The organism is Streptomyces sp. NPDC001634, assembly GCF_040298185.1.
In the GTDB taxonomy this organism is placed as follows: domain Bacteria; phylum Actinomycetota; class Actinomycetes; order Streptomycetales; family Streptomycetaceae; genus Streptomyces.
In genome coordinates, this window is the sequence record NZ_JBEOZU010000130.1 from 1 (window position 1) to 19818 (window position 19818).

Below are 19818 nucleotides of genomic sequence, written 5' to 3' on the forward strand. Positions count from 1 at the left end.
ACACCCTCCAGGACCTGCTGAACTGCTGGACCGGCGTCTGCACCACCTGCCACCGACCTCTGCCCAGCAGGACCACACCAAGATCAAGACAGACCTAACGGAGTCCTACTAGAAGGGGAGGCGACATGCTTGAGGCGATCCGGATCGTGCAGGCCGACGACGAGCTGTGGCAGCAGTACGACGCTCTCGCCACCCGCAGCTACGGCCATCCCGTGGGCGACATCACCCGCCTGCGCCCGCACGCGGACATCCGCGTCGCCGTCCGGGACGGGCGGGTCATCGCCGGCGGCCTCGGTCTCCTCGTCCCGCAGTTCTTCGGCGGGGCCCCCGTGCCCTCCGCCCTGCTCAGCGCCGGGTGCGTCGCCCCCGAGGAACGCGGCGCCCGACTCTCCGTCGACATGCTCGCCGAACGGCTCCGCCACCTGCGAGACCAAGGCGCGGTGATCTCCACACTGTGGACGACATCGGGCGGGTACGTTCGCCGCCTCGGCTGGGAGGCCCCCGTCCCCGTGTTCGCGTGGTCCATCGCCGCCGACGACCTCAAACGGGCCTTCACCCGCTCCGGGCTGCCCATCGAGCACGGCCGTACGACGGAAGCCGACGAGCTGCAACGCCACCTGGCCCGGCAGTGGAACGGGCCCGTGCAGCGCCCGGACTGGTGGCCCGCCTGGATCGACGGCAAGCAGCAGCTGACCACTTACCGGTTCGGCCCGGCCCAGTCCCCCACGGGGCTGCTTTCCTTCGCCATGAAGCGCAGCGAGCGGCACGGGATGCAGCTGACCGTGCACGACTTCTGGGCTACCGACGCCGACACCGTCGGCGAGATGATGGCGTTCCTCGCCAGCCACCACACCCGCGCCCCAGCCATCCACTTCCGGCGCTCCGCCCTCCCCCCGTACCCGGCGCTACTCCACAACCTTCACCGGTACCGGCCAACGACGGAAGCGTGGCACCCATGGATGCTCCGCATCCTTGACCTGGAGGAAGCGGTGCGGCTGCGGGGCTGGCCCGATGACCTCGACATCGCCGTGCCCGTGGACATTGAGGGCGAGGCCGGCGAGAGCTGGGACCACTACCTGCTGGAAGTGAAAGGCGGCGCCGGGCAGCTCACCAAGACGCACACCGCTGGTGAAGTCCGGCTCACTCGACGGCAACTGGCCGTCTGGTACGCCGGGGGCTACCGGACAGCGGCCGCAGCCCGCCTCGCAGGAGTTGCCGCCAAGTCCGACACGGCGCTCAGCATCCTCATCCGGACCACTGAGAACGAACCCTGGTTGCCCGATCACTTCTGAGGCCCTGCCTGACGACCGGAGATAGACGCGGGCGAACCGGGCTGGAGGCGATCGAAGTCGCCCTTCTCCTACGGTGACTTCACCCGCCTACCGGGCACACCGGCGACCGGTGTGGCACCGTGGCACAGGCGGGTCCGCCACTCCCCCCGTGGTGGCGGACCACGCCTTTCTACGTGGCCGTCGGCTCCACCTCCGTCGGGGAGGCCTCCTCGAGGACCTGCCGCAGATCGGTGTATATCCGCAGCCGAACACCGGGCTGGCCGACGTCCCTGGTGGTGTGCTCGGCGGTCGAGGTGCCCCACAGGCGGGCGATCGCGGCCTGGAAGGCAAGGACGGTGGCATCGTCACGGCCCGCCACGTCGATGACGAGCAGGCCGGGCTCGGACAGGTGCGCTTCCGGGCCCACGTCTGTCAGTACGTGCTCGTGGACGGCCGGGGTTCTGTTCAGGCTCCGGATTCACCTGGCCGGGTGAGTTGTCAGTGGCGACACTTACCGTTCCTTGTGTGACCAGTTCGCCGAACTCCCCTGACTGCGCATGGGTGTTGGAGGCCACCATCCGGGCAGCGCCGGCCGCCGATCCTCAATGGCAGGAACAACTCGACAGGCTCCGCCAAATCGCCTCGTACGACCTGGAGACCCAGACGTGGCATGCCCGTCTCGGTGCGCTCGACCTGGCGGGCATGCAGATGCTGCAGACCCTCTTCGACGCCGCGCGCGTCCACGGCACCGAGGTGCGCCTCACGCCCGTGGCGGTCCCGGCGTGTTGGGATGGCCCCGCCTTCACCAGGGGGCCGGACGTGGCCGCTGTGCTGGAGGCTCAGGCTGATCGTAGCCGGCCGCTCGGGCAGCTTCCCCTGGCCTGACGAGCCCGCGCCGGGTGAGTACTTCGAGCGCGTTGTCGGCGACGTGAAGGTAGTCGGCGCGGGAGCAGCGCTGGGGATGCCCACCATCCCTTGAGTCTGTCGCGCTTATGTCGCACGACGTCCACGCGCGTCGTCTGGGCGATCGCCTCGGTCCCACTGCCGGGCTGACGGGGGACGGGAGCTGATGGCGAGGGCGGCGGGGTAGAGCACTTGACGCCCGTAGCGGGCGCGGTCGGCGACGGCTTCGATCGCGAGGGGTTTGTCGTCGCCCGCGTCGAGGGTGAGCTGCCGGGTGGCCCGTTCGGCGGGGCGAAGGGCATCGGCGCGCAGCGCGATGCTGCGGACCCGGGCGCGCTGGAGACCGAGGGAGTCGTACACCGCGTAGGCGGCCCGGGCCAGGAGGAGGGTGTGCTGGGTGGCTTCGGGCAGGGTCCGGCTGCGGCGGGTGGCACTGAGGTCGGCGTAGCGGATCGTGCAGGTCACGCCCGTTGCGATCTGGCCGGAGGCGCGTAGGCGGGCGCCGAGGTCGTCGGCGAGGGCGAGAAGGACGCGCCGGTGGGCGGCCGGGTCGAGTTCGTCGCGGGCGAAGCGGTGCTCCGTGCTGAGGCTCGCCGGTGCCGGGGTGGGGTCGACGACCGTGGTGTCGCGGCCGTGGGCGTGCTCGTGGAGGGCGCGGCCGGCGCGGGCGCCGAGGAGGCGCTGCAGTGTGGGCTGCGGGACTTCGGCGACATCGGCGACGGTGTGCAGGCCGTACTCGGGCGTCGGCGCGGCCCATGCCGATGTTGATGGGTTCGACCTGGACGACGCTGTGCAGGGGGCCTTGCTGGAGCCATTGGTGGAAGTCGCGCTGCAGGTCGCCTTCGTTTGCGTCGCGATGCCCTTTCTCGGGTTTGACCGTCACCTGCCGGAGCACAGTGCGCGAGGCCTTCGAGCGCCCAGCGGGTGCGTAGGACGGCAGCCGCGTACTCGTCGCCAGTCGGCGTCGTGCCCACCGGTAGCGTGGGACTCGCAGCGGCCAGAACCTGCACGCTGTCCGGACTGCTCTGGGTCGAGCACTGCGTGCCCGGGTGCACAGCGAACATCTGCTCGGGGCCGAAGCTGCGGGCGTACTGTGGGCGGCCCTGTAGCGAGTCGGCGACCTCCTGATACATCTCCAGCACCACCGTTCCTTTGACCGTCAGGACCACGGACGGGGCAAGCACCAGCCACGGCTCCAAGGCGGTATGCGCTGCCAGACGCAGGTGGACCGCACGGCCGTTGGGCGTGGAAAGCGGCAGGTGGACATAGCCGTGCGCGAGGAACGCGTCCGCGGGCTCGTGCGTGCCGGTGCCGAGAGCGCTGAGGACCCGGGCGGCGAGGGGCCCCAGCCAGCCCGTGGCGCTTGAGACCGGAATCTCGGGAATCTCGCCCGGGTCGCGCCCCTGATCAAGTAGCCGGTCAACGAAGGCGGGAAGTAAGGCGTCCACGAGATGCTCTCTCAGCTGAGTCGGATCGCGGCGGGTCCGGTGCCAGACCGCGTAAGGAGGGGGAAGCCGTCTGGCACCGGGGTTTCTGGGGATACCCGGCACTCCGCCGGGGGTTTGCGCCGCTCGATGGGCAAGGCTCACGGGCGTCCGGCCCACCGAGCGGCCGTCTCTATGCGGCGCGCTCGGCCAACTCCCGCGTCAGCTCGTCGAGCCTGACGATCCTGAAGGAACTCAGGCGCCGGATCAGTTGAGAGGCGAGCAACGTGGGCACGTTCGGGTGCCCGAAGGGCAGAGCATGGTCCGGCTGCGCGACGACATGCACCTTGTTCTCCGCGTTCAGGCCGTAGAGGGTGCCGTGGACCCCGTACAGAGGTGCACTCCTCGCGAGGAGGACCATCGGGTTCCTCTCCAGGTGAGGGCAGAGCGCGGCGGCAGCACGGACGTGCTTCCGGCATACAGGGGGCTGGTTCGTCTTGATCGTGGCCTGCGTGGGGTCGTGATCCTTGGGGCCCGCAAGGAAGATGAAGCCCAAGGGGGTACGTGCCGGCTGCGTACAAACCTGGCAGCGCATGGCCTGCATCATCAGCATCTGCCGGTACGGGTGCATGAGCTTCCACTGCGGCGGGCCCGTCGGCATCTTTTGCTCGTCCACGGGGTTGAATCCGCAGCGCGCCCACAGCACGCCTCGAATCGGACGGTCCCTGCCCTTGGCGTCCTCATCCGCGTAGTAGAGCCTGGGGCCCGATGCGTGCCGAACGATGATGAGGTTGTCCGGCGCGGCGTCCTCCCCCTCCCGCTGAGTGATGAAGGGGATCAGGCGCGGTTCATTCACAGTGCGCACGAAACGTTCTTCCCTCGACGGTGTGAGCGGGCTTTGGGGGAGCGGGCGACAGCGCGTCACGAGGCGGCATCTCCCATCAGGTCGAGCAGCGCGAGAATCGCCAGAGCGAACCGTCGGACGTGGCCGTGTGCGGCCTCGTAGGGGGCGTGCTCAGCGCTCACGTCGATAAGGCGCATTAACTCGTCCAGGGGATACGGCCGCACGAGGTGCGGCACGATTTCCACGAACGTCGTAGTCGCCTTCCGGAATCGCCCCGTGATGACCGCGGCGTCGTGCGGAGCGGGGTGCGTGTGCTCGCCGAGCACGGCCTCCAGGTCGTCGTAAAGCTCGTCGGTGATGGCCTCGTGAGCGAGGGAGCAGCGCAGACCGGCAAGGAGCACCCCCATCGTCTCGTCATCGTTGGAGCACCGAAGGTTCGGTAACTCTGTGACTACGTCCGTCACGGCGACCATCACGATCCCCCTTTGGGGATCGTGAGGAGGCACCACGTGGTCGCGCCGTCGTCGCTGGTTCCCCAGTCCCCGTCGTACTCCCGCACCACGTGCTCCAGCAGCGCGAGGCCTCGCCCTGACTCGGCGTCGCCATCCGCAGCCTTGGGGGTGGCGGTGCCCGGCATGCCGTCGTCGACAGCGATGCGCAGGGTTTCGTCCTCGACCGTGATGCTCAGGGTGATCTGCGTGGTGCCGCTGTGCATGAGCGCGTTCGTGAGCAGCTCCGAGACAATCAGCATCACGTCGTCGTGCAGCGCCTCAAGGCGGAAGTATCTGAGCCGGGCGGCCGCGATCCGGCGCATGGTTCCTACGCGGAGCGCGTCCTCTTGGCGGGGCGGCGCGTCCCCACGGCGGGGGGCAACGCGGAAGCTCTCGTTCAGCACGTCGCCACCACGGTGGGGGGCCGTGCGAAGCGCGCGTACGGCTGTCGTCGTCATCACGTCCTCTGGGGGGAGCGTTGTGCCGACCGGACAGCGCGCGGAGGTAGGGGTTGTCTGCTGTGCGGTTCTGATCATCGTCGCCTCAGCGCTCGCGGTTGGGTCGGTGCCCGTCGCGGCCCCACGGGGGACGGGGACGCGACGGGGCCGTACACAACAGCTAACCCACGGTCACCAACGGTCAGCCATGACGAAGTTGCGCGAGCCAGTTATGTCCTGACTGACGACTTGACCAGCCCTTTACTGTCCGTAGCGGTCTGCACCACCTACCGTGATCCCATGGCGGAGACAAGAAACGAAGCCTTAGCCGCCTGGATGACGGATCATCAGATGTCGGCCGGTGAACTGGCCGACGCGGTAAACGAGGCGATTGGCGACCTCACCGGCCGACTCGGGACCACGTCGGAACGGACCGTGTTCCGGTGGCTGTCCGGCGAGAACCAGTGGCCCCAGGAACGCCAACGTCGCGCCTTAGAGACCGTCACCGGCCAGAGCACCACGGCCTTAGGGTTCGTGCCTCGGGGGAAACGCGCCACCGCTCCAGCACCCCCAGCACCAGCAACGGAGGATCCCTCAGTGCACCGCCGCCGCTTCTGCGGCGCGGCCACCGGCACCGCCGCCGCCGTCGCCGTACCCCTCATCGCCACCTCCTCGCGCCCATCCCGCGTCGGCACCTCCGACGTAATCCGGCTCCGCGACAGCATCGACACCCTCATTGCCCTGGACGCTGAACGCGGAGGACACACCGCCCTCGAACGCGCTGCTCTGGCGGGAGCCGCCGAAGCCCTCGACCTGCAACAGCGGTCCACCACCCAGCGCGTACGAGCGCGCCTGTTCGCACTCGCCTCGGACTTCACCGCAACCGCCGCATGGTCCCTGATCGACGCCGGGCAGCTCGACGGCGCCGGCCGACACCTCGACCGCGCCTTGACCCTGGCAGGTATGGCCCAGGATCCCGAAATGACTATGCAGGTCTGGAACCTGCGCGCGATGCTCGCCCGTCAACGGAAGAACTTCGGTGAAGCCGTGGCCGCCGCGCAGGCCGCGCAGGCCACATGGGCCGCACGCCGCAGCCCTCTGCACGCCTCGCTCGCCCACGCCCGAACCGCCATCGGACTCGCCAACGCCGGAGACCGGCGCGCGGCTCTGCGTTCTCTCGGCCGCGCCGACGACGCCATGGCAAGGGCCGACACCACGGCGCCGCGACCTACCTGGATCGCCTTCTACGGCCCCGCAGAGCTGCACTCCCTCACAGCGATCGTCCGTGACACCGTCGGCGACCCGGCGGAGGCCGAAGCCGCCTCCTACAAGGCACTCACCGCGCTACCCGAGACCTACCGCCGCAACCGCGCGCACACCACCGCGCGCCTCGCGCTCGCGCAGCTCCATCAAGGCGACGTCGAGCAGGCATACAAGACCAGCGCAGACGCCTTCGAGATTATGGCCGGGGACCCCCTCCCCGGCCGTATGCGTCAACTCCTTGGTGACTTCCACCGCGACCTGATCACCCTTGCCCCTCCCCGCATCGCACACGAGTGGGCCGATCGCTACCGGACCGAATGGAGCACTGCATGACCACGGCGACCATTGAACTCCGCCGCTTCGGACACGACGACCTGCCGAAGATCCGGCAAACCCTCCTCGACGTCCACGCCGACGCCTATGCGGACGAGATGGACGACGAGTTCAACCAGCGGTTTCCCTGGTTCGTCGACCACTGGGGTGGACGCCCCGGCTTCTCCTGTGTGATCGGCTACGACGACGCCGAGCCGGTCGGCTTCGCATACGGAGCCCCGGCCACCCCGGGCCGCGAGTGGTGGCGCGAACACCTAAAGGACGCGCCGACAGACGACTCGACGTTCGCATTTTCCGAACTGATGATCCGCCATAAATGGCGCAAGACCGGAACCGCCGAACGGCTACATGAAGCGCTGCTCGCCGACCGGCCCGAGGCCCTTGCCGTGCTCCTCGTCGACCCCGACCACCCCAAGGTGCAAGCCCTCTACGAGACATGGGGGTACCAGAAGATCGGCAACCGTCAGCCCTTCCCGGACTCCCCGAACTTCGCAGTCATGCTCCGCGACCTGCGCGTGGCCGAGACAGGCCAGAACGGGGATACGGCGTGACCGCTCAAGCCCCGCGAAGACGCCTGACCGTGGCTCCTGACCGTCGGAGCCGACTCGTACCAGTCCCTGACACGCTGTTCTGCTACGGCACCCTCCAGTTCGATGCCGTGCTGGAGGCGCTATTGGGGCGAATACCCTCTCATACGCCTGCGTCCGCGCCCGGGTGGCGCGCTGCCGCGCTTGAGGGTCTGGTCTACCCCGGACTCGTCGCCTCCGCAGTCGGTAACGCAGCGGAGGGCGTGTTGCTGACCGACCTCAGCAACGAGGATTGGAAGATCCTCGACGTGTTCGAGGACACGCGTTACGACCTACGAGAAGTGACGCTGTCCACTGGGCAACGCTGCTGGGCCTACATCTGGGCGGGTGAAGAGGTCCGCCCGAAAAACTGGGACGCCGCCGAGTTCCAGGACATGCACCTACAGGAGTACGCAGCCCGGTGCGCGCGGATCGGTCCGAGGCTGATCGCGGGCCTACCCAAGGGCAAGTAGTTCAGGCGTTGTAGCCCTTCTGCTTCACGCTCGGCCCCTGCTTCGCTGCGACCTTGGCGAAGCAGTCACGGCACAGCGGGTTCGCGCCGCTGCCGTAGCGCTTGCACTTCGCGTAGCAGAGCGAGCACGAGCCCGCTTCGGCCTCGGTCCAGATCGGCGACGGGTAGCCGCGCAGCTCAATCTCTGGGGGCGTGGCCAGCGGATGTGTCCTGGGCGGATTCAATCGGTCGTTGCAACACCTCGTCCTCGGAGGTGTTGATGGGCAGGCCAGCAGCGTGGATGGCGGCGTTGACCGGGCGGTCGCCGATGAAGTCGCCTGGTGCGCCGGCGCTTCGGCGGGAAGTAGAACGTCAGTTCTGGCGGGAGATCGCGAACGGGGTGCTCGCCGACCCGCACAGCCCCTGGCAGCGCGGCACCAACGAGAACACGAACGGCCTGCTGCGCCAATATTTCCCGAAGGGAACCGACCTTTCTCGATGGCCGGCGGAGGATATCGAGGCGGTCGCAGCCACGCTCAACAGTCGCCCCCGCAAGAGCCTCGGTTGGAAGACACCCGCCGAAGCCCTCAACGACCATCTACTATCGATCAAATAAGCCGGTGTTGCATCCACTGGTTGAACCTGGCCTGTTCTGCTCAATCACAGCCGAAAACCGCCGCTTCGAACGAAGAATAGAACAGTCACCGCCTGAACCGAATGTCAGTGGTCACCCGTACGGTGCAGGTATGCCCATCCCTCCCCGGCCTGACGGCCAGGTGACGCCTGCCCTCAATGAGGTCAACGACCAGATCCGACGACTCATGGGGCAACCCGCCAGCCCGCACCGCACAGCGGAGTACCGGCAACTCCTCGACGTGTGGGGCGATCTCGCACGAGGCGACGTCGACCAAGTGGCGTAACGCATGCTCGCCGCTGCGGGAGAGCAGAGCCAGTGCCAGGCCGGGGCACTGGGCTGCGCTTCGTCGAAGGGGTGCCAGCCCCAGGCCGCGTCGAACCGCCAGACGCGCCCGTCCTGGTCGGCGACCTCATCGCCTGCTTCGAGGAAGGCGTAGGGGCGGAAGAGCAGTTCGATGCGGATCGGTTCACCGCCCGCCGGGTCGAGCGCGTAGCCCTGGTCCTCAAATTCGGGGTCGTGGTTTCGCCCTGTCGCAGGACTTCTAGGTAGGACGCAGGCCGCGGCAGCATCCCGGTCACCAGAGGCGGATCGAAGTGATGGACCGCCAGGACGTGCACCACGGTCGGGGGGATTCCCACCCGACAGGTGTCGCCCGACTTTAAGCCTTGTCTGGTAAATGATCTTTGAGTCGCTGTATGACGTACCGCTCGCGGGCTTGCCCCTATTCGGTGAGGGCCAGGTTGTGTAGGCGTGCGATGCCGAGCATGGCGTGGTGGACACCATCGCCTTTCAGGCGGCAGTCGCGAAGGATCTTCCAGCTCTTCATGCGGGCGAAGACGTGCTCGACGCGGGCTCGGACCTTGCGGTGGGAAGTGTTGTGTTCCTCTTTCCAGGCCGGGAGTTCGGCCTGGCCTGGTTCGCGGCGGTGTGGGATGACCAGGCCAGTGCCCCGGTAACCGCCGTCCGCGATCACGGTGGTACGGCCGACGGAGGCCCTCGCACCGGACAGCTCCCATGCCTTGCAGTCGTTGCGGTTCCCAGGCACCGGCCGTCCGACCACAACGACCATCCGTGTGTCTGCGTCGATGACGACTTGGTGGTTGGTGGAGTACCTGTAGTTCTTGGACTGCTCGGCGGCGCTGTGGTCGCGGGTGGGCACGAGCGTGCCGTCGACGATGAGCACGGTGCCGGCGCGGAAGCGTTGCCGCTGCTTGAGCGCCAGCAACGGCCCAACATGGCCGATGATGCGGTCGGCAGCTGACTTGGAGATGCCGAACAGCGGAGCAAGCTGGCGCAGTGTCAGGTTTGTCCGCCAGTACGCGGTGACCAGCAGCACCCGGTCTTCCAACGGCAGTGACCAGGGACGTCCCCGGCGAGTCAGCTCAGCACCTTCTCGGCGCAACATAGCGATCAGCCTGCGGAAGTCGCGCGGTTGCAACCCACTGAACGGGGCTATCCAATGCGGTTCCGACCGCGTGATCACACCAGCCACGTGAAGAGATCGTTCCACACCTGTGGACCTCGGAAAGCCGCGAATCAGCCACAGTGGCTCTGTCGTGGCTCCACGGAGCCCACCTGTTCCATGCGCCGGATCTCCCGCTCTGCCGCTTCCAAGTGCCCGAGGTCGAGGGCCATCGCAGCACGCCCGGCGACGTAGAAGATGTCCTGGCGGATCCGACAGTCCAACCCCGGTTGGCGGCACAAGGCCAGGAACCGCACCTCAAGACTGAGTTCGATGCGGCCCATCTCGTCCCGGACGCGGACCGGGAGTGCGGCGTGCCGGAGGTCCTTGGCGTAGTCACGCGTCTGCCGGTCGGCCTCGTCAGGCCGGGCTTCCACGGGACGATAGGGGTGATCGGCCCACTCCGTGTCAGCCCACCAGACGAGTTCGTCCAGGTACTCAGAGGCGACCACCAAATCCGGGGGCGAGGCGGAGAGGGCCGCGTCCGCGCCGGCAACCAGCTGGGCGAGACGGCGTCGCGCGTCGTCGTCCCCCGCCACGCACATCGCGATGAAGCCCGACAACACGTCGAGCCTGCGCGCCACCTCTGCCCGCTGCCAGATCTCGTACAGTCCCGTCATCCACCGTTCCCTCGCCGGCCGACCGCGTCTCCGCGCCCCGAACCCTATGACGCGCCCCCGTCAACGGGTCCAACGGTTTTCCCGGGCTCAGCGAACGAACCTCATGCCGACTCGGTGCGGCGCACGGTCTCCTCTCACGGCCGTGTGTCCGCGAGCGGGGCTTCTTGATCATTGCGGGACAGCCCTTAGTGCGGCCTCCGCCGGTTCTGTTCGGAAGATCTCCCAGGCGTGGGCCTCAGGCGTTGGAAGCGCCCTGGCCGTTTCACCTGATGTTTTTCGCCTGTGGGTCCACCTCCAGCCACGGCCACCGTACAGAGACGCAGTAGCGAGAGATATTAGTGACCGTGGTCTCGGTGAACGGACACTTCAGCTCCAGCACATCATCCGGCCGGAACCGGACGCCGCCGAACTGCTGGACGGGTCACCCCGATATTCGTGAGGTTGTCATTCGCCTCACCAACGACGCTGATCAGCACGTCAGATCGGCTGCCCAAGAATGGCTGAAGGTTGTTCCTCGGACGTCATAGCGCCTTTCGCAGTGCTGAACCCGTGTCGTTGAGGAGGTCGTTGATGAGTTGTTCGGTCTCCAGCTCGAGGTCGCAGTCCAGTGTTCGGTTGGTCTGTTGGATGCGGGTGATCGCGGTGTGCAGCCCTTGTCGGTTTGAGGCGGCTCGTTCGATTTTCATCCAGTCCCTGTACAGGAGCTCCGCCGTAGGGTCGACGTCGAGGCCGGTCGCGATGGCCTGGCGTGCGGCGTGGAGGTCATGGTGCGGGCCGGCCGGAGTGCGGTAGACCGCCACGGTGTGAGCGACGTCGATGATCCGGGTGATCATCTCTTGCTGGTGGGGCTCGGCCCAGGGCAGTGGCCGGGTGCCGAAGGGGCGGCCGCGCACGAGGGACAGTGCCTTCTCCAGGTCCGGCAGGCCGGCCGCGGCCTGCGGGAGGGCGCGCTCGGCGAGTTGGAGGAATCGGGTCCAGTCGCAGCGCACTGCGGGGGCCAGGAGGTAGGGGTCGTCGCCGGCGCGGCGGCGTGGCACGTAGGCGTTGCCGGCGGCGTCATTCCCGAGGGCGCGCCGGAGTCCCTGCAGCCGGGCGTTGAGGGTGGCCGGCGACCAGGGGTTGAGCGGGTCCATGTCGGCGCACAGCACGTCAGCGGTGCGGCCGGGGCGGAAGAACATGAGCGCGGCGAGTTGAGCGATACGCGGGCCGTGGCCGGTAGTGCCGACCCGGTCCACCTCCACCGGGCCCAGCACCCGGATCTCCGGCGCGTTCAGGTCGTGTGCACCCGCTTCCTTGGAGCCGGTCGTGGCGTATTCAGGCTCGTGGGCGGGGGAGCGCGGAGCCTCTCCGGGTTCGGCTTCTACCGGATCGTCCTTCGGCAGTTCCGCGGTCACTGGTTTCTGCTCTTCGGCGCCGTCGCCGCTGGTCTGCCTGGGGCTTGGGGTTCCGGGCAGGGGCCGCAGCGCGGACGGATCGGCGGAGGCCGCCAGCAAAGCCGGGAACACCTCACCTTCACCCGCGCCCGCTCCGGCCGGTACCGGTGCGGGCATATCGCTGCCCTCGACGGCTTCTGCGGCCGTTGGTTCCTCAGTCAGGTCCGGCTCGGGCGGTGCCTGGATGTCGAGTTCGTCCGGAACGTCCTGCCAGGGCCCGTCGGCCGGGTGGGACGGCTGCCCGGACACCTTCAGCGCGGTGGTGATCTGCTGGTAGGCGGCGTGCTCCAGGCGCTGCACCGTGATCTCGGTACCGAGGTAGTCGAATTGCTGCGGCGTGCTGACGGAGGCGTTGAGGATCTCCGCCTGGGGGAAGTGCGCTGCGGCGGACGAGGCGGGGGCGATGAGGGTGACGGGGACGCGTCCTGCCTTGTCGATGGCGTCGGCGAACTGCCAGGCGGTGTCGGGGTCCAGGGTGGCCGCGCATAAAACCAGGTACGGCTGGTGCGCGGTGTCGGGCATCTGGTGCGCTTCCAGCAGGCGTTCGGTCAGATCCCTGAGCGCGTGTGCGGCCTGGCGCATGTGGGCGATCCGTGCTGTGGGCAGCAGCTGCGGCAGGTCCTCGCCGAACCCGATCGTGACCACCTCGATGTCGCCCGACCAGGGGCTCATCCCGAGCTCGATGGCCAGCGACGTGCACACCTCTGTGATGTGTACGGGATTGCCGTCCAGCAGGACGGCGGTCAGCTGGGCGAGGTTGGCCAGCACGAGGTCGCCGGATTCCGTACTGCCCACCGTGACGAGGCCCGGGTACGGTGCCGGCACGTCCAGGGCCGCGGCTTCGTCCAGGAGTTCGGCGTCGGCAGGCAGCAGCCACCACCCAGCCTGCCCGGCCGTGAAGGGTGTTCGGGGCTTCTGGGAGAGGTCCTCCGGCAGGACTTCCAGTGAGCGGGCACCGATCCGCGCGGCCCGCAGCGGGGGCACGTCCTGGTGGCCGTCCTGACCGGCCTGGTGCGCCAGCGTGCGCAGCGCAACGTCCAGGCGGGAAGCGGCGGCCGGTTCGGAAGCTGCCGCGAGTTTCGACTCTGCGGGTGAGGTCTGGGGCGCGATGGCGATCGTCTCGCCGGGCTTGCGGCGGCGGCGCTGGAGCGTCCTGCGCAGGGCGAGCGCCCCGGTGATGGCGGCCGCGAGCAGCGCGCCAGCTCCGAGCACGATGCGCAGGTTCAGCGGGCTGCTCGTCGGCGATGATGCCGGTGCCTGTGAGGCGACGGCCGTGCGGGAGGATCCGCGGGTTGCAGATGGTGCAGGCGACGCAGGAGCGCTGGCGCTTGGGCCGGATGCCGCTGGCGGAGCACCGTGCTGCGGGCCCTGGGTGGGCTGCTGGTCGGGGCTGCTGGCATAGCTGGGATGGCTGGCCGGTGCGCTGGGTGCGGACGACTTTGGCGCGGGTGTGGCCGATGCGCTCGGCGAGGCAGCTGGCGCGTTGCCCGCGTCCCGGCCCTGGTGCGGGTCCTCGGTGGCCGGGGGCGTGTGCGGCCGACTGCCTGATCCGCCTGCCTGGCTGTCATCCGTGGGGCGCTCGTGCTGGCCAGACATGGCGCCGGGCACGGTGACCTGCTGCCCTGCGTAGATGACGTCGGGGTTGGTGATCTTGGGCAGTCCGTGAGGCTGGGGCTTGCCCTGGCTGGCCTTGAAGAGTGTGGGCCACTGGTTGCCGTCGCCGAGTTCCTCCTGAGCGATCTTCGAGAGGTAGTCGCCGGGGTGCACGGTGACCACGTGCTCGCGTTCTCCAGCGGCGGCTGCCGGTCTGTTGCTCAGCGGTGTGCGGATGCCTTCCTCTCGCGAGGTTTCTGGGTCAGTTTCGCTGGTGGCTTTCTGGAGCGACGTGTCTTTCGCGCGTTGTGGACTCGTGGGGGTGGGGCCCTGGCGGGCGGGGCGGTGCGCGTCATCGGGCAGCTTGATGACGGCGCCTTTGGGAAGGTATTGGTCGCCGGAGGCGAGGCCCGGGATGTCAGGGTTGAGGGCAGCGATGTCATGCCACCGCTGCCCGTTGCCCAGGTACTTCTCGGCCAGATCCCATGGCAGTTCAACGGGCGAGGCGACAGTGTGCGTCGGCCCGCTGGTGGTGTCGGCCATTGCGGGCGCGGTCGGCCGGGCACGCGGGGTGCTGTTGCTGGCGGTCTGCGAGGCGGTGGTGGCGGCGGCGGGCGACGAGGTCGCGGACGCGGCGGTTGGGGCGAGCAGCACGATCCCGCCGACGAGGAACGCGGCCAGGGACTGCATACCTCCCAGCCCGCGCAGGCGCGGGGCGGAGCGGCCCCGCACCACGGCGATGATCTCCAGGATCACCGTCCACGTGAAGGCGGCCCAGGCTGCCCAGCCGATGCAGGTGAGGACGGTGAAGAACAGGGTGCCGTCGTCCGGGCGCACCAGGACGTCGATGCCGCCGGACAGTTCGGTGGGCTGGGTTCCGACGAGGAGTAGCACATACGGGGTGCCGGCGAGGAGAGCGGTCAGGAGGATGAGGCCGCCCAGCGCGCGCAGCAAGGTGCGTAGGGTGCGCAGCGGTGCAGGGGTTTGGTGGGCCATGGTGTGGCTCAGCCTCCAGCCTGGGTCTGCAGATGTGCGGTCGCGGTCCCGGTCACCGTGATCGTTCCTTTGCCGAGCAGCTGCGCGAAGTAGGTGTGGTAGGTGTCGTGGACGGTGACGGTCATGGTCTTCCCGTCGCCGCTGATCTGGACTTCGCCTTGGACGCCGGCGGCGGAGAGGTAGTCCTGGGCGGCGGCGGCCGCTGCGTCCGGGTCGATGGTGATCGCTGTGCCCTCGATGGCCTGGGCGGGGTCGATTTGCTGCCCGGCGGTACGGGCGGCTTCCTGGGCGAGGAACTCGGCGTGGTTGGAGGCGTTGAGGGCGCCGCCTCCGTCGACGAGCAGGCCCATGACCATGAGCAGGCCGACGGTGGTCACCGCGAAGAAGAGCGACATGGAGCCGTCTTCGTGGCGTGCGCGGAGCGCGGCGAGACGGCTCTTCAGCACAGCGGTCACGGTCATTGGCGAGCCCTGTAGGTGTCGATCGGGCTGGTCCATGACGCGGTGAGGGTCTTCGCGCCGGGCAGGCCGGGCATCCCGATGTCGGACAGGTTGGCGGTGCACGAGATCGTCGCGGTGACGGTGGCCGCGGTCCCGGCGTCGGTGGTGTAGCCGGAGGTGTCGATGGCGACGTTGGAGGTCTGGCAGGTGACGCCGTCGCCGTCCAGGCTGCGGGTGACCGCGTTCTGGGCGGCCGACTGTGCGGCGGCGGCGTCGCGTTCGAGGGAGGCGGCCCGGGCGGCGGCATGGGCGGCGGCGTCGACGGCGCCCTCGGCGTCGGTGACCCGCCCGAAGGCGACCATCAGCAACAGGATGGCGATCAGGACGGGGGCCAGGACGGCGGTCTCCAGCGCGTAGGAGCCCCGCTCCTGGCGCAGCCGTCCGAGCAGGCGGGTGCGGGTCATGGATTGGTCCAGCGTTCGATGGGGCCGTCGGCGAACTGGGTGACGTGAAGGGTCAGGCCGGGCACCAGGGTGGCTACCTCGCCGGTGACGGTGATGCGGATCTGCTCGGCGGTGCTGCCGCTGGAGGACACTTGAGCGCCCTTGACTGAACCGCCGTAGCGGGCGAGGTACTGCTGAGCGTGGGCGATGCCGTCGGCTTGGCCGGCGCCGAGCTGCCGTCCGGCGTCCACGCCCTGGCGTGCAGCGGATTGGGCGACCTTGCGGGCGTGGTAGTACAGGCCGACCTGGATGGTGGTGAAGGCGAGCATCAGCACCACCAGGGCCAGGGTGGCCAGTTCAACGCTGCCGACGCCGCGGTCCTCGCGGAAGCGGGCCAGGGCGGCTGCGATCCGGGTCCGCGGCCGTCTCATCACGCACCTCCGCATCGTGTGCAGGCGTCGAGGGCGGTGAGTTTCTCGTGCGGGCCTGGGGACTCGAGGAATCTCGAAGCGCCCGTCGCCGCTGGTTTCGCCGTGCCGCCGGGCAACAGGCAGCACCGAGCCCGGCCGTGTGGCGCGGATGCGGGAGGGGGCCACGGTTTCACTCTCCAGTGGTCGGGACGTGAGGGCGGTGTGTCGGTGGGCTCAGCCGCCCTCGATGATGCCGATCTTCTCCAGGAGCTTGGCGCGGATCGCGGCGACGAGCAGGCCCGCCCCGACCAGCAGGGCGCCCGCGATGACGGCGAGTTCGGTGCTGGTGGCACCCCGGTCGCGCGCGGTGCGCAGTTCCTCGAAGCGGCAGCGGATCCATGCCGCCAGCATCTGGATGTCCATGACGGTGGTTCTCCTTGGTCGGTCGCCGCTTCAGCTGGCGAGGATGGTGTTGACGATGGGGATCATCACGAAGGCGAGCATGAGGATGACGCCGAGCGTGACGGGCAGCACCATCGCCGCGGATGCCTCGTTGGCCTGGGCTTTGGCGTCGGTCAGCAGGGCGACGCGCAGCTGGCGGGCCTGGGCCTGCAGGGTGGTGTAGACGGCGGCACCTTCGCCGGCGAGGGCGAGGGTGTCGGCGGGCCGGGTGAGTTCGGGGATGCCGAGTTCTTCGCCGAGTTGTTTGAGGGCGTCCCAGGGGGTGATGCCGGCGAGTTCGGCGTGGTCGAAGACGGTGCGCATGCGCTGGAAGATCCAGCCGTCGCCGACTTCGGCGGTCTGGGTCAGGGCCTGGGCGGCGCCGGAGTTGGCGACGCGGGCCAGGGCGACGCGTTCGAGGTAGCTGGCGGCGGCGTGCCGCACGATGAGGCGGGCGGCGGCCGCCGCCCGTGTGACGTCGCGGCCCGGACTGAACCAGAACAACACCCCGAGCAGCAGCGAGACGCCTGCGGGGATGGCGAACGGGAACGGCGTGCCGGCCAGCGCGAGGAGGGCTTGCAGCAGCTGGGGGGCGAGCAGCCCGTACAGCGCGAACAGGATCCGCTTGCCGAGGTGCTCGGCCGGTGAGATCCGCAGCAGGCTGAGGTCGCTGAGCGGCAGGCGGATGCGCAGGCCGAACTCGTCCAGCAGCCGGGCACCGACCCGTTCGGGCAGGCCGCGGGCGCCGGGCGGGGCCGCGGCCGGCATGGGGCTGGTGAAGTGGCGGGCGTCCAGGCGGTCCAGGGCGCTGGCCAGGTCCGGTTTGGTGGGCAGGGCGGCCCGCACGGCAAGCCCGATCATCAGTCCGGCGGCGGCTGCGGGCAGGACCGCGTTCATGGGGATCATCGCGTTTCGCCTTCCAGGGCGGCCAGGTGGGCGGGCAGCGGGTCCAGCAGCCGCGGGTCGGGCTGGGTGCGGGCGATACGGCGCAGCCAGGTCAGGGTCCATGCGAACAGGCCGCCGAGGACGGCCAGGACCACCTGGCCGAGGGAGCTGGCGTACCAGCCCGACCAGGCGCCGTTGAGCATGCAGCCGATGACCACGACGCAGATGACCAGGGAGACCTGGCGGGAGGACTTGCGGACGGAGGCCCGGTCGGCTTCGACGTCACGGGCGTCGGCGGCCTGCTGGTGGATGGTCATGGCCAGTGCTTCGAGGGCATCGGCGAGGCCGGGCCCCTTGTAGACGGCGTGCGACTGGAACAGCAGCATGACGTGGTCGCAGACGCCGTCGGCGAGTTCGTCGGCGAACAGCGCGAAGGCGAGGTGGGCGTCCATGCCGGTCCGCAGCCGATCGGCCAGGCGCTGCACATTGCCGGCGATGGGGGCGGGGGCGTTCTTCGCGGACGCGCGGATGGTCTGGGTCAGCGAGATGCCCGCGGTGTGCACGCCCGCCAGCTGATTGAGCCACTGCGCGAGCGCCTCGAGGCGCTCGATACGGGCCTGTGCGGCGCCGCCCGGGTGCAGGAGGAAGGGCAGGCCCAGCACGGCGGCACCGGCAAGCAGGCCGTGCACGGGCCAGCCGGTGTACGCCCACACGACCAGGGCGACGACGCCGGCCGCGGCAACCAGGTGGCGCCAGCGGCGCTGCCAGTTCTCGGGCAGGTCCGTCTTGGCGCGCCGCATCCGGGCAGCCAGGCGGGAGGGTGGTTTGACCAGGTCGGGGATGCGGCCGCGGAGTTCGCGGACGGTGGCGGCCGCGGCGAGGACGGCCAGCACGGCGCAGCAGGCCGAGACCAGCGCGAGCTGGGACGTGGTCACCGGTTCCTCCCGGGCACGGTCTGGGACGGGGGAAGGCGGCGGCCGGTCATCGGCGGCCCACCAGCTGCAGCGGCGGACCCCACCAGGCGTGCGGGTCCTTGGCGAGCCAGGAGCGGTCGACCAGGCCGGTGCGCTCCAGCTCGTCGATGAAGGACGGCAGGTTCTGGAAAACGGCCCGCGGCTCACCGGCGGTGGGGGCGAACAGTTCGGTGGTGGTGGGCCGGCCGCCCTCGCCGACGATGTCGTGGACCTCGTAGATGTGGGAGACGAACCGGTGCTTGCGGCCGCCGATGCCGGTCTCGTCGAGGTAGGTGAGGTAGACGACCACGTCAATCGCGGAGGCGATCAGGTGGTGGGCGGCTTCGGTGGCCATGCCGGCCTCGGTGCACAGCTGCACCAGGCGGGAGACGATGGCATGCGGGCGGCGCACGTGCATGGTGCACATCGACCCCGATCCGCCGGCGGACATGGCCTGCAGCATCGGCACGATCTCGGTGGAGCGGACCTCGCCGACGACGACGCGGGTGGCGTTGTAGCGCAGCGCGGTAGCGAACATGTCGGCGATGGTGACCTCGCCGGCGAGCCGGTCCCCAGCGGTGCGTTCACCGTTGGACTGGCGGGCTTCGAACGCGAAGGTGACCGGGCCGGGCTTGGGTCCGGGCTCGTCGAGGTAAAGCTCACGGTCGGATTCGAGCGTCACCAGCCGCTCAGCCTGGGGGATTTCCCGGCCCAGGGCGCGCAGCAGGCTGGTCTTGCCCGCACCCATGTCACCGACCACGAGGATATTCATCCGCGCCTGGACGCACGCGACGAGGAAACGCTCCAGCAGCGCATTGATCGACTGCCACTGGACAAGTTCGCCGATGCCGTGCTGGCGGATACGGTGCTTGCGGATGACGACCGAGGGGCGGCTGGTGAGCAGGCTCGCGGTGACGCGGGAGCCGTCGGGCATGCGGAAGCCGACCATCGGGGTCGCCTGGGTCAAGGCGCGTTCGCCCTGGCCGGACTGGCGGGCCATCCGGTTGACCCAGACGATCAGCTCATCGTGAGAGTCGGCGACCTTGTCGATCGTGCGGCGCGGCCGGTCGTAGTACTCCACGTGCGCGGTGAGCCCGTCGACCATGACGTCCTCAACGCCGTCCTCGTCGAGAAGCGACTGCAGGCGGCCGCCGCGGAACATCGCGTTATACACCGCGGTCCCGATGCGGGCTTCCTGCTCCTGGGCCAGGGGGGTGTTGCCCTGGGCGTACTTGGTGGCCCAGTCGGCGACGGCGGTGCTGGTGAGCGAGCGGGCCAGGGCGCGCCGGTCGGGCTCGGCCATGGTGCGCTCGGGGTCGCGTTTGCTCAGCTGTGCGGACACGTCGGCCTGCAGGGCTTCGATGACCTCCCAGCCGACTGGGAGAAGTTCGGCGGGCACGCTAGCCAGCTTGGGCACGGCCGCGGGGCTAGTAGGGCTTGGTCAGCTTCATTCGTGAGTGGCGTGTCTGTTGGGCTCGGGTGTCGTTGTGGTGGTGTGACACCTGGGGAGATGGCCGAGGTC

General features: G+C 69.2%; 22 protein-coding genes and 2 pseudogenes. 8 read left to right on the top strand and 16 right to left on the bottom strand.

Translation table 11 applies throughout. The features are described from left to right. Positions 1-125: 125 nt before the first annotated feature. Positions 126-1292: a GNAT family N-acetyltransferase gene (locus ABT186_RS44025; protein WP_351929965.1), complete on the top strand. Its 1167-nt coding sequence runs from the start codon at positions 126-128 to the stop codon at positions 1290-1292. Between the two features lie 169 nt (positions 1293-1461). Here ABT186_RS44025 and ABT186_RS44030 read toward each other — a convergent pair whose 3' ends face one another. After that, entirely contained in the window at positions 1462-1698 is a 237-nt protein-coding gene (locus ABT186_RS44030; protein WP_351929968.1) for a DUF6207 family protein, read from the bottom strand. Between the two features lie 98 nt (positions 1699-1796). Here ABT186_RS44030 and ABT186_RS44035 point away from each other — a divergent pair, with 98 nt between their 5' ends. Further along, positions 1797-2156, top strand: coding sequence for a hypothetical protein (locus ABT186_RS44035; RefSeq protein WP_351929970.1), 360 nt, complete (start codon positions 1797-1799; stop codon positions 2154-2156). 105 nt (positions 2157-2261) lie between these two features. On the opposite strand, the pseudogene ABT186_RS44040 reads toward ABT186_RS44035, so the two are convergent. After that, positions 2262-2708, bottom strand: a pseudogene (locus tag ABT186_RS44040) (DinB/UmuC family translesion DNA polymerase); the annotation flags it as partial. Positions 2709-2711: 3 nt separating this feature from the next. On the opposite strand from ABT186_RS44040, the gene ABT186_RS44045 reads away from it, so the two are divergent. Beyond that, the gene (locus ABT186_RS44045) at positions 2712-2942 is read left to right on the top strand and encodes a hypothetical protein (RefSeq protein WP_351929972.1); all 231 of its coding nucleotides are present in this window, start codon (positions 2712-2714) and stop codon (positions 2940-2942) included. An 849-nt stretch (positions 2943-3791) separates the two neighbouring features. Here ABT186_RS44045 and ABT186_RS44050 read toward each other — a convergent pair. Genes ABT186_RS44050 through ABT186_RS44060 form a run of 3 tightly spaced genes read right to left on the bottom strand, consistent with a single transcriptional unit; the run spans position 3792 to position 5391 of the window. Then, positions 3792-4463 (bottom strand): hypothetical protein, encoded by a 672-nt coding sequence (locus ABT186_RS44050; RefSeq protein WP_351929974.1) that lies wholly within the window; start codon positions 4461-4463, stop codon positions 3792-3794. A 56-nt stretch (positions 4464-4519) separates the two neighbouring features. After that, positions 4520-4915 carry a DUF6415 family natural product biosynthesis protein gene (locus tag ABT186_RS44055; protein ID WP_351929976.1) on the bottom strand — a complete coding sequence of 132 codons (396 nt, stop codon included), beginning with the start codon at positions 4913-4915 and terminating at the stop codon, positions 4520-4522. After that, positions 4915-5391: an ATP-binding protein gene (locus tag ABT186_RS44060; protein ID WP_351929978.1), complete on the bottom strand. Its 477-nt coding sequence runs from the start codon at positions 5389-5391 to the stop codon at positions 4915-4917. Before ABT186_RS44060 ends, ABT186_RS44055 begins: the two co-directional genes overlap by 1 nt. A 279-nt stretch (positions 5392-5670) precedes the next feature. On the opposite strand from ABT186_RS44060, the gene ABT186_RS44065 reads away from it, so the two are divergent. The 3 genes from ABT186_RS44065 to ABT186_RS44075 are packed head-to-tail and all read left to right on the top strand — an operon-like array spanning position 5671 to position 8005. After that, positions 5671-6966, top strand: a complete 1296-nt coding sequence (locus tag ABT186_RS44065) for an NsdA family TPR-like regulatory protein (RefSeq protein ID WP_502973512.1) — start codon at positions 5671-5673, stop codon at positions 6964-6966. Further along, positions 6963-7517: a GNAT family N-acetyltransferase gene (locus ABT186_RS44070; protein ID WP_351929982.1), complete on the top strand. Its 555-nt coding sequence runs from the start codon at positions 6963-6965 to the stop codon at positions 7515-7517. The genes ABT186_RS44065 and ABT186_RS44070 overlap by 4 nt, the downstream gene beginning before the upstream one ends. Then, on the top strand, positions 7403-8005 hold the full coding sequence (locus tag ABT186_RS44075; protein ID WP_351929984.1) for a gamma-glutamylcyclotransferase family protein: 603 nt from the start codon (positions 7403-7405) through the stop codon (positions 8003-8005). Before ABT186_RS44070 ends, ABT186_RS44075 begins: the two co-directional genes overlap by 115 nt. Position 8006: 1 nt before the next feature. On the opposite strand, the gene ABT186_RS44080 is transcribed toward ABT186_RS44075, so the two are convergent. After that, positions 8007-8228: a hypothetical protein gene (locus ABT186_RS44080; RefSeq protein WP_351929986.1), complete on the bottom strand. Its 222-nt coding sequence runs from the start codon at positions 8226-8228 to the stop codon at positions 8007-8009. A 161-nt stretch (positions 8229-8389) separates the two neighbouring features. On the opposite strand from ABT186_RS44080, the pseudogene ABT186_RS44085 reads away from it, so the two are divergent. Together ABT186_RS44085 and ABT186_RS44090 are read left to right on the top strand one after the other, a co-directional pair. Beyond that, positions 8390-8599: pseudogene (locus ABT186_RS44085) on the top strand (transposase); the annotation flags it as partial. Between the two features lie 130 nt (positions 8600-8729). Further along, the gene (locus ABT186_RS44090) at positions 8730-8903 is read left to right on the top strand and encodes a hypothetical protein (RefSeq protein WP_351929988.1); all 174 of its coding nucleotides are present in this window, start codon (positions 8730-8732) and stop codon (positions 8901-8903) included. A gap of 438 nt (positions 8904-9341) precedes the next feature. Here ABT186_RS44090 and ABT186_RS44095 read toward each other — a convergent pair whose 3' ends face one another. The 10 genes from ABT186_RS44095 to ABT186_RS44140 form a co-directional block, all read right to left on the bottom strand. Beyond that, entirely contained in the window at positions 9342-10112 is a 771-nt protein-coding gene (locus tag ABT186_RS44095; RefSeq protein ID WP_351929990.1) for a transposase, read from the bottom strand. A gap of 44 nt (positions 10113-10156) precedes the next feature. Beyond that, positions 10157-10702: a hypothetical protein gene (locus tag ABT186_RS44100; protein ID WP_351929992.1), complete on the bottom strand. Its 546-nt coding sequence runs from the start codon at positions 10700-10702 to the stop codon at positions 10157-10159. A 521-nt stretch (positions 10703-11223) separates the two neighbouring features. After that, positions 11224-14724, bottom strand: coding sequence for a hypothetical protein (locus ABT186_RS44105; protein WP_351929994.1), 3501 nt, complete (start codon positions 14722-14724; stop codon positions 11224-11226). A gap of 8 nt (positions 14725-14732) precedes the next feature. After that, on the bottom strand, positions 14733-15185 hold the full coding sequence (locus tag ABT186_RS44110; protein ID WP_351929996.1) for a TadE/TadG family type IV pilus assembly protein: 453 nt from the start codon (positions 15183-15185) through the stop codon (positions 14733-14735). Further along, entirely contained in the window at positions 15182-15628 is a 447-nt protein-coding gene (locus ABT186_RS44115) for a TadE family protein (protein ID WP_351929998.1), read from the bottom strand. Before ABT186_RS44115 ends, ABT186_RS44110 begins: the two co-directional genes overlap by 4 nt. Then, positions 15625-16038, bottom strand: a complete 414-nt coding sequence (locus ABT186_RS44120; RefSeq protein WP_351930000.1) for a TadE/TadG family type IV pilus assembly protein — start codon at positions 16036-16038, stop codon at positions 15625-15627. Before ABT186_RS44120 ends, ABT186_RS44115 begins: the two co-directional genes overlap by 4 nt. Positions 16039-16251: 213 nt before the next feature. Next, positions 16252-16440 carry a hypothetical protein gene (locus ABT186_RS44125; RefSeq protein ID WP_351930002.1) on the bottom strand — a complete coding sequence of 63 codons (189 nt, stop codon included), beginning with the start codon at positions 16438-16440 and terminating at the stop codon, positions 16252-16254. Between the two features lie 30 nt (positions 16441-16470). Beyond that, positions 16471-17364 (bottom strand): type II secretion system F family protein, encoded by an 894-nt coding sequence (locus ABT186_RS44130; RefSeq protein WP_351930004.1) that lies wholly within the window; start codon positions 17362-17364, stop codon positions 16471-16473. Then, positions 17361-18278 (bottom strand): type II secretion system F family protein, encoded by a 918-nt coding sequence (locus tag ABT186_RS44135; protein ID WP_351930006.1) that lies wholly within the window; start codon positions 18276-18278, stop codon positions 17361-17363. Before ABT186_RS44135 ends, ABT186_RS44130 begins: the two co-directional genes overlap by 4 nt. A 46-nt stretch (positions 18279-18324) precedes the next feature. Further along, positions 18325-19713, bottom strand: a complete 1389-nt coding sequence (locus tag ABT186_RS44140) for a TadA family conjugal transfer-associated ATPase (protein WP_351930008.1) — start codon at positions 19711-19713, stop codon at positions 18325-18327. Between the last annotated feature and the right edge of the window lie 105 nt (positions 19714-19818).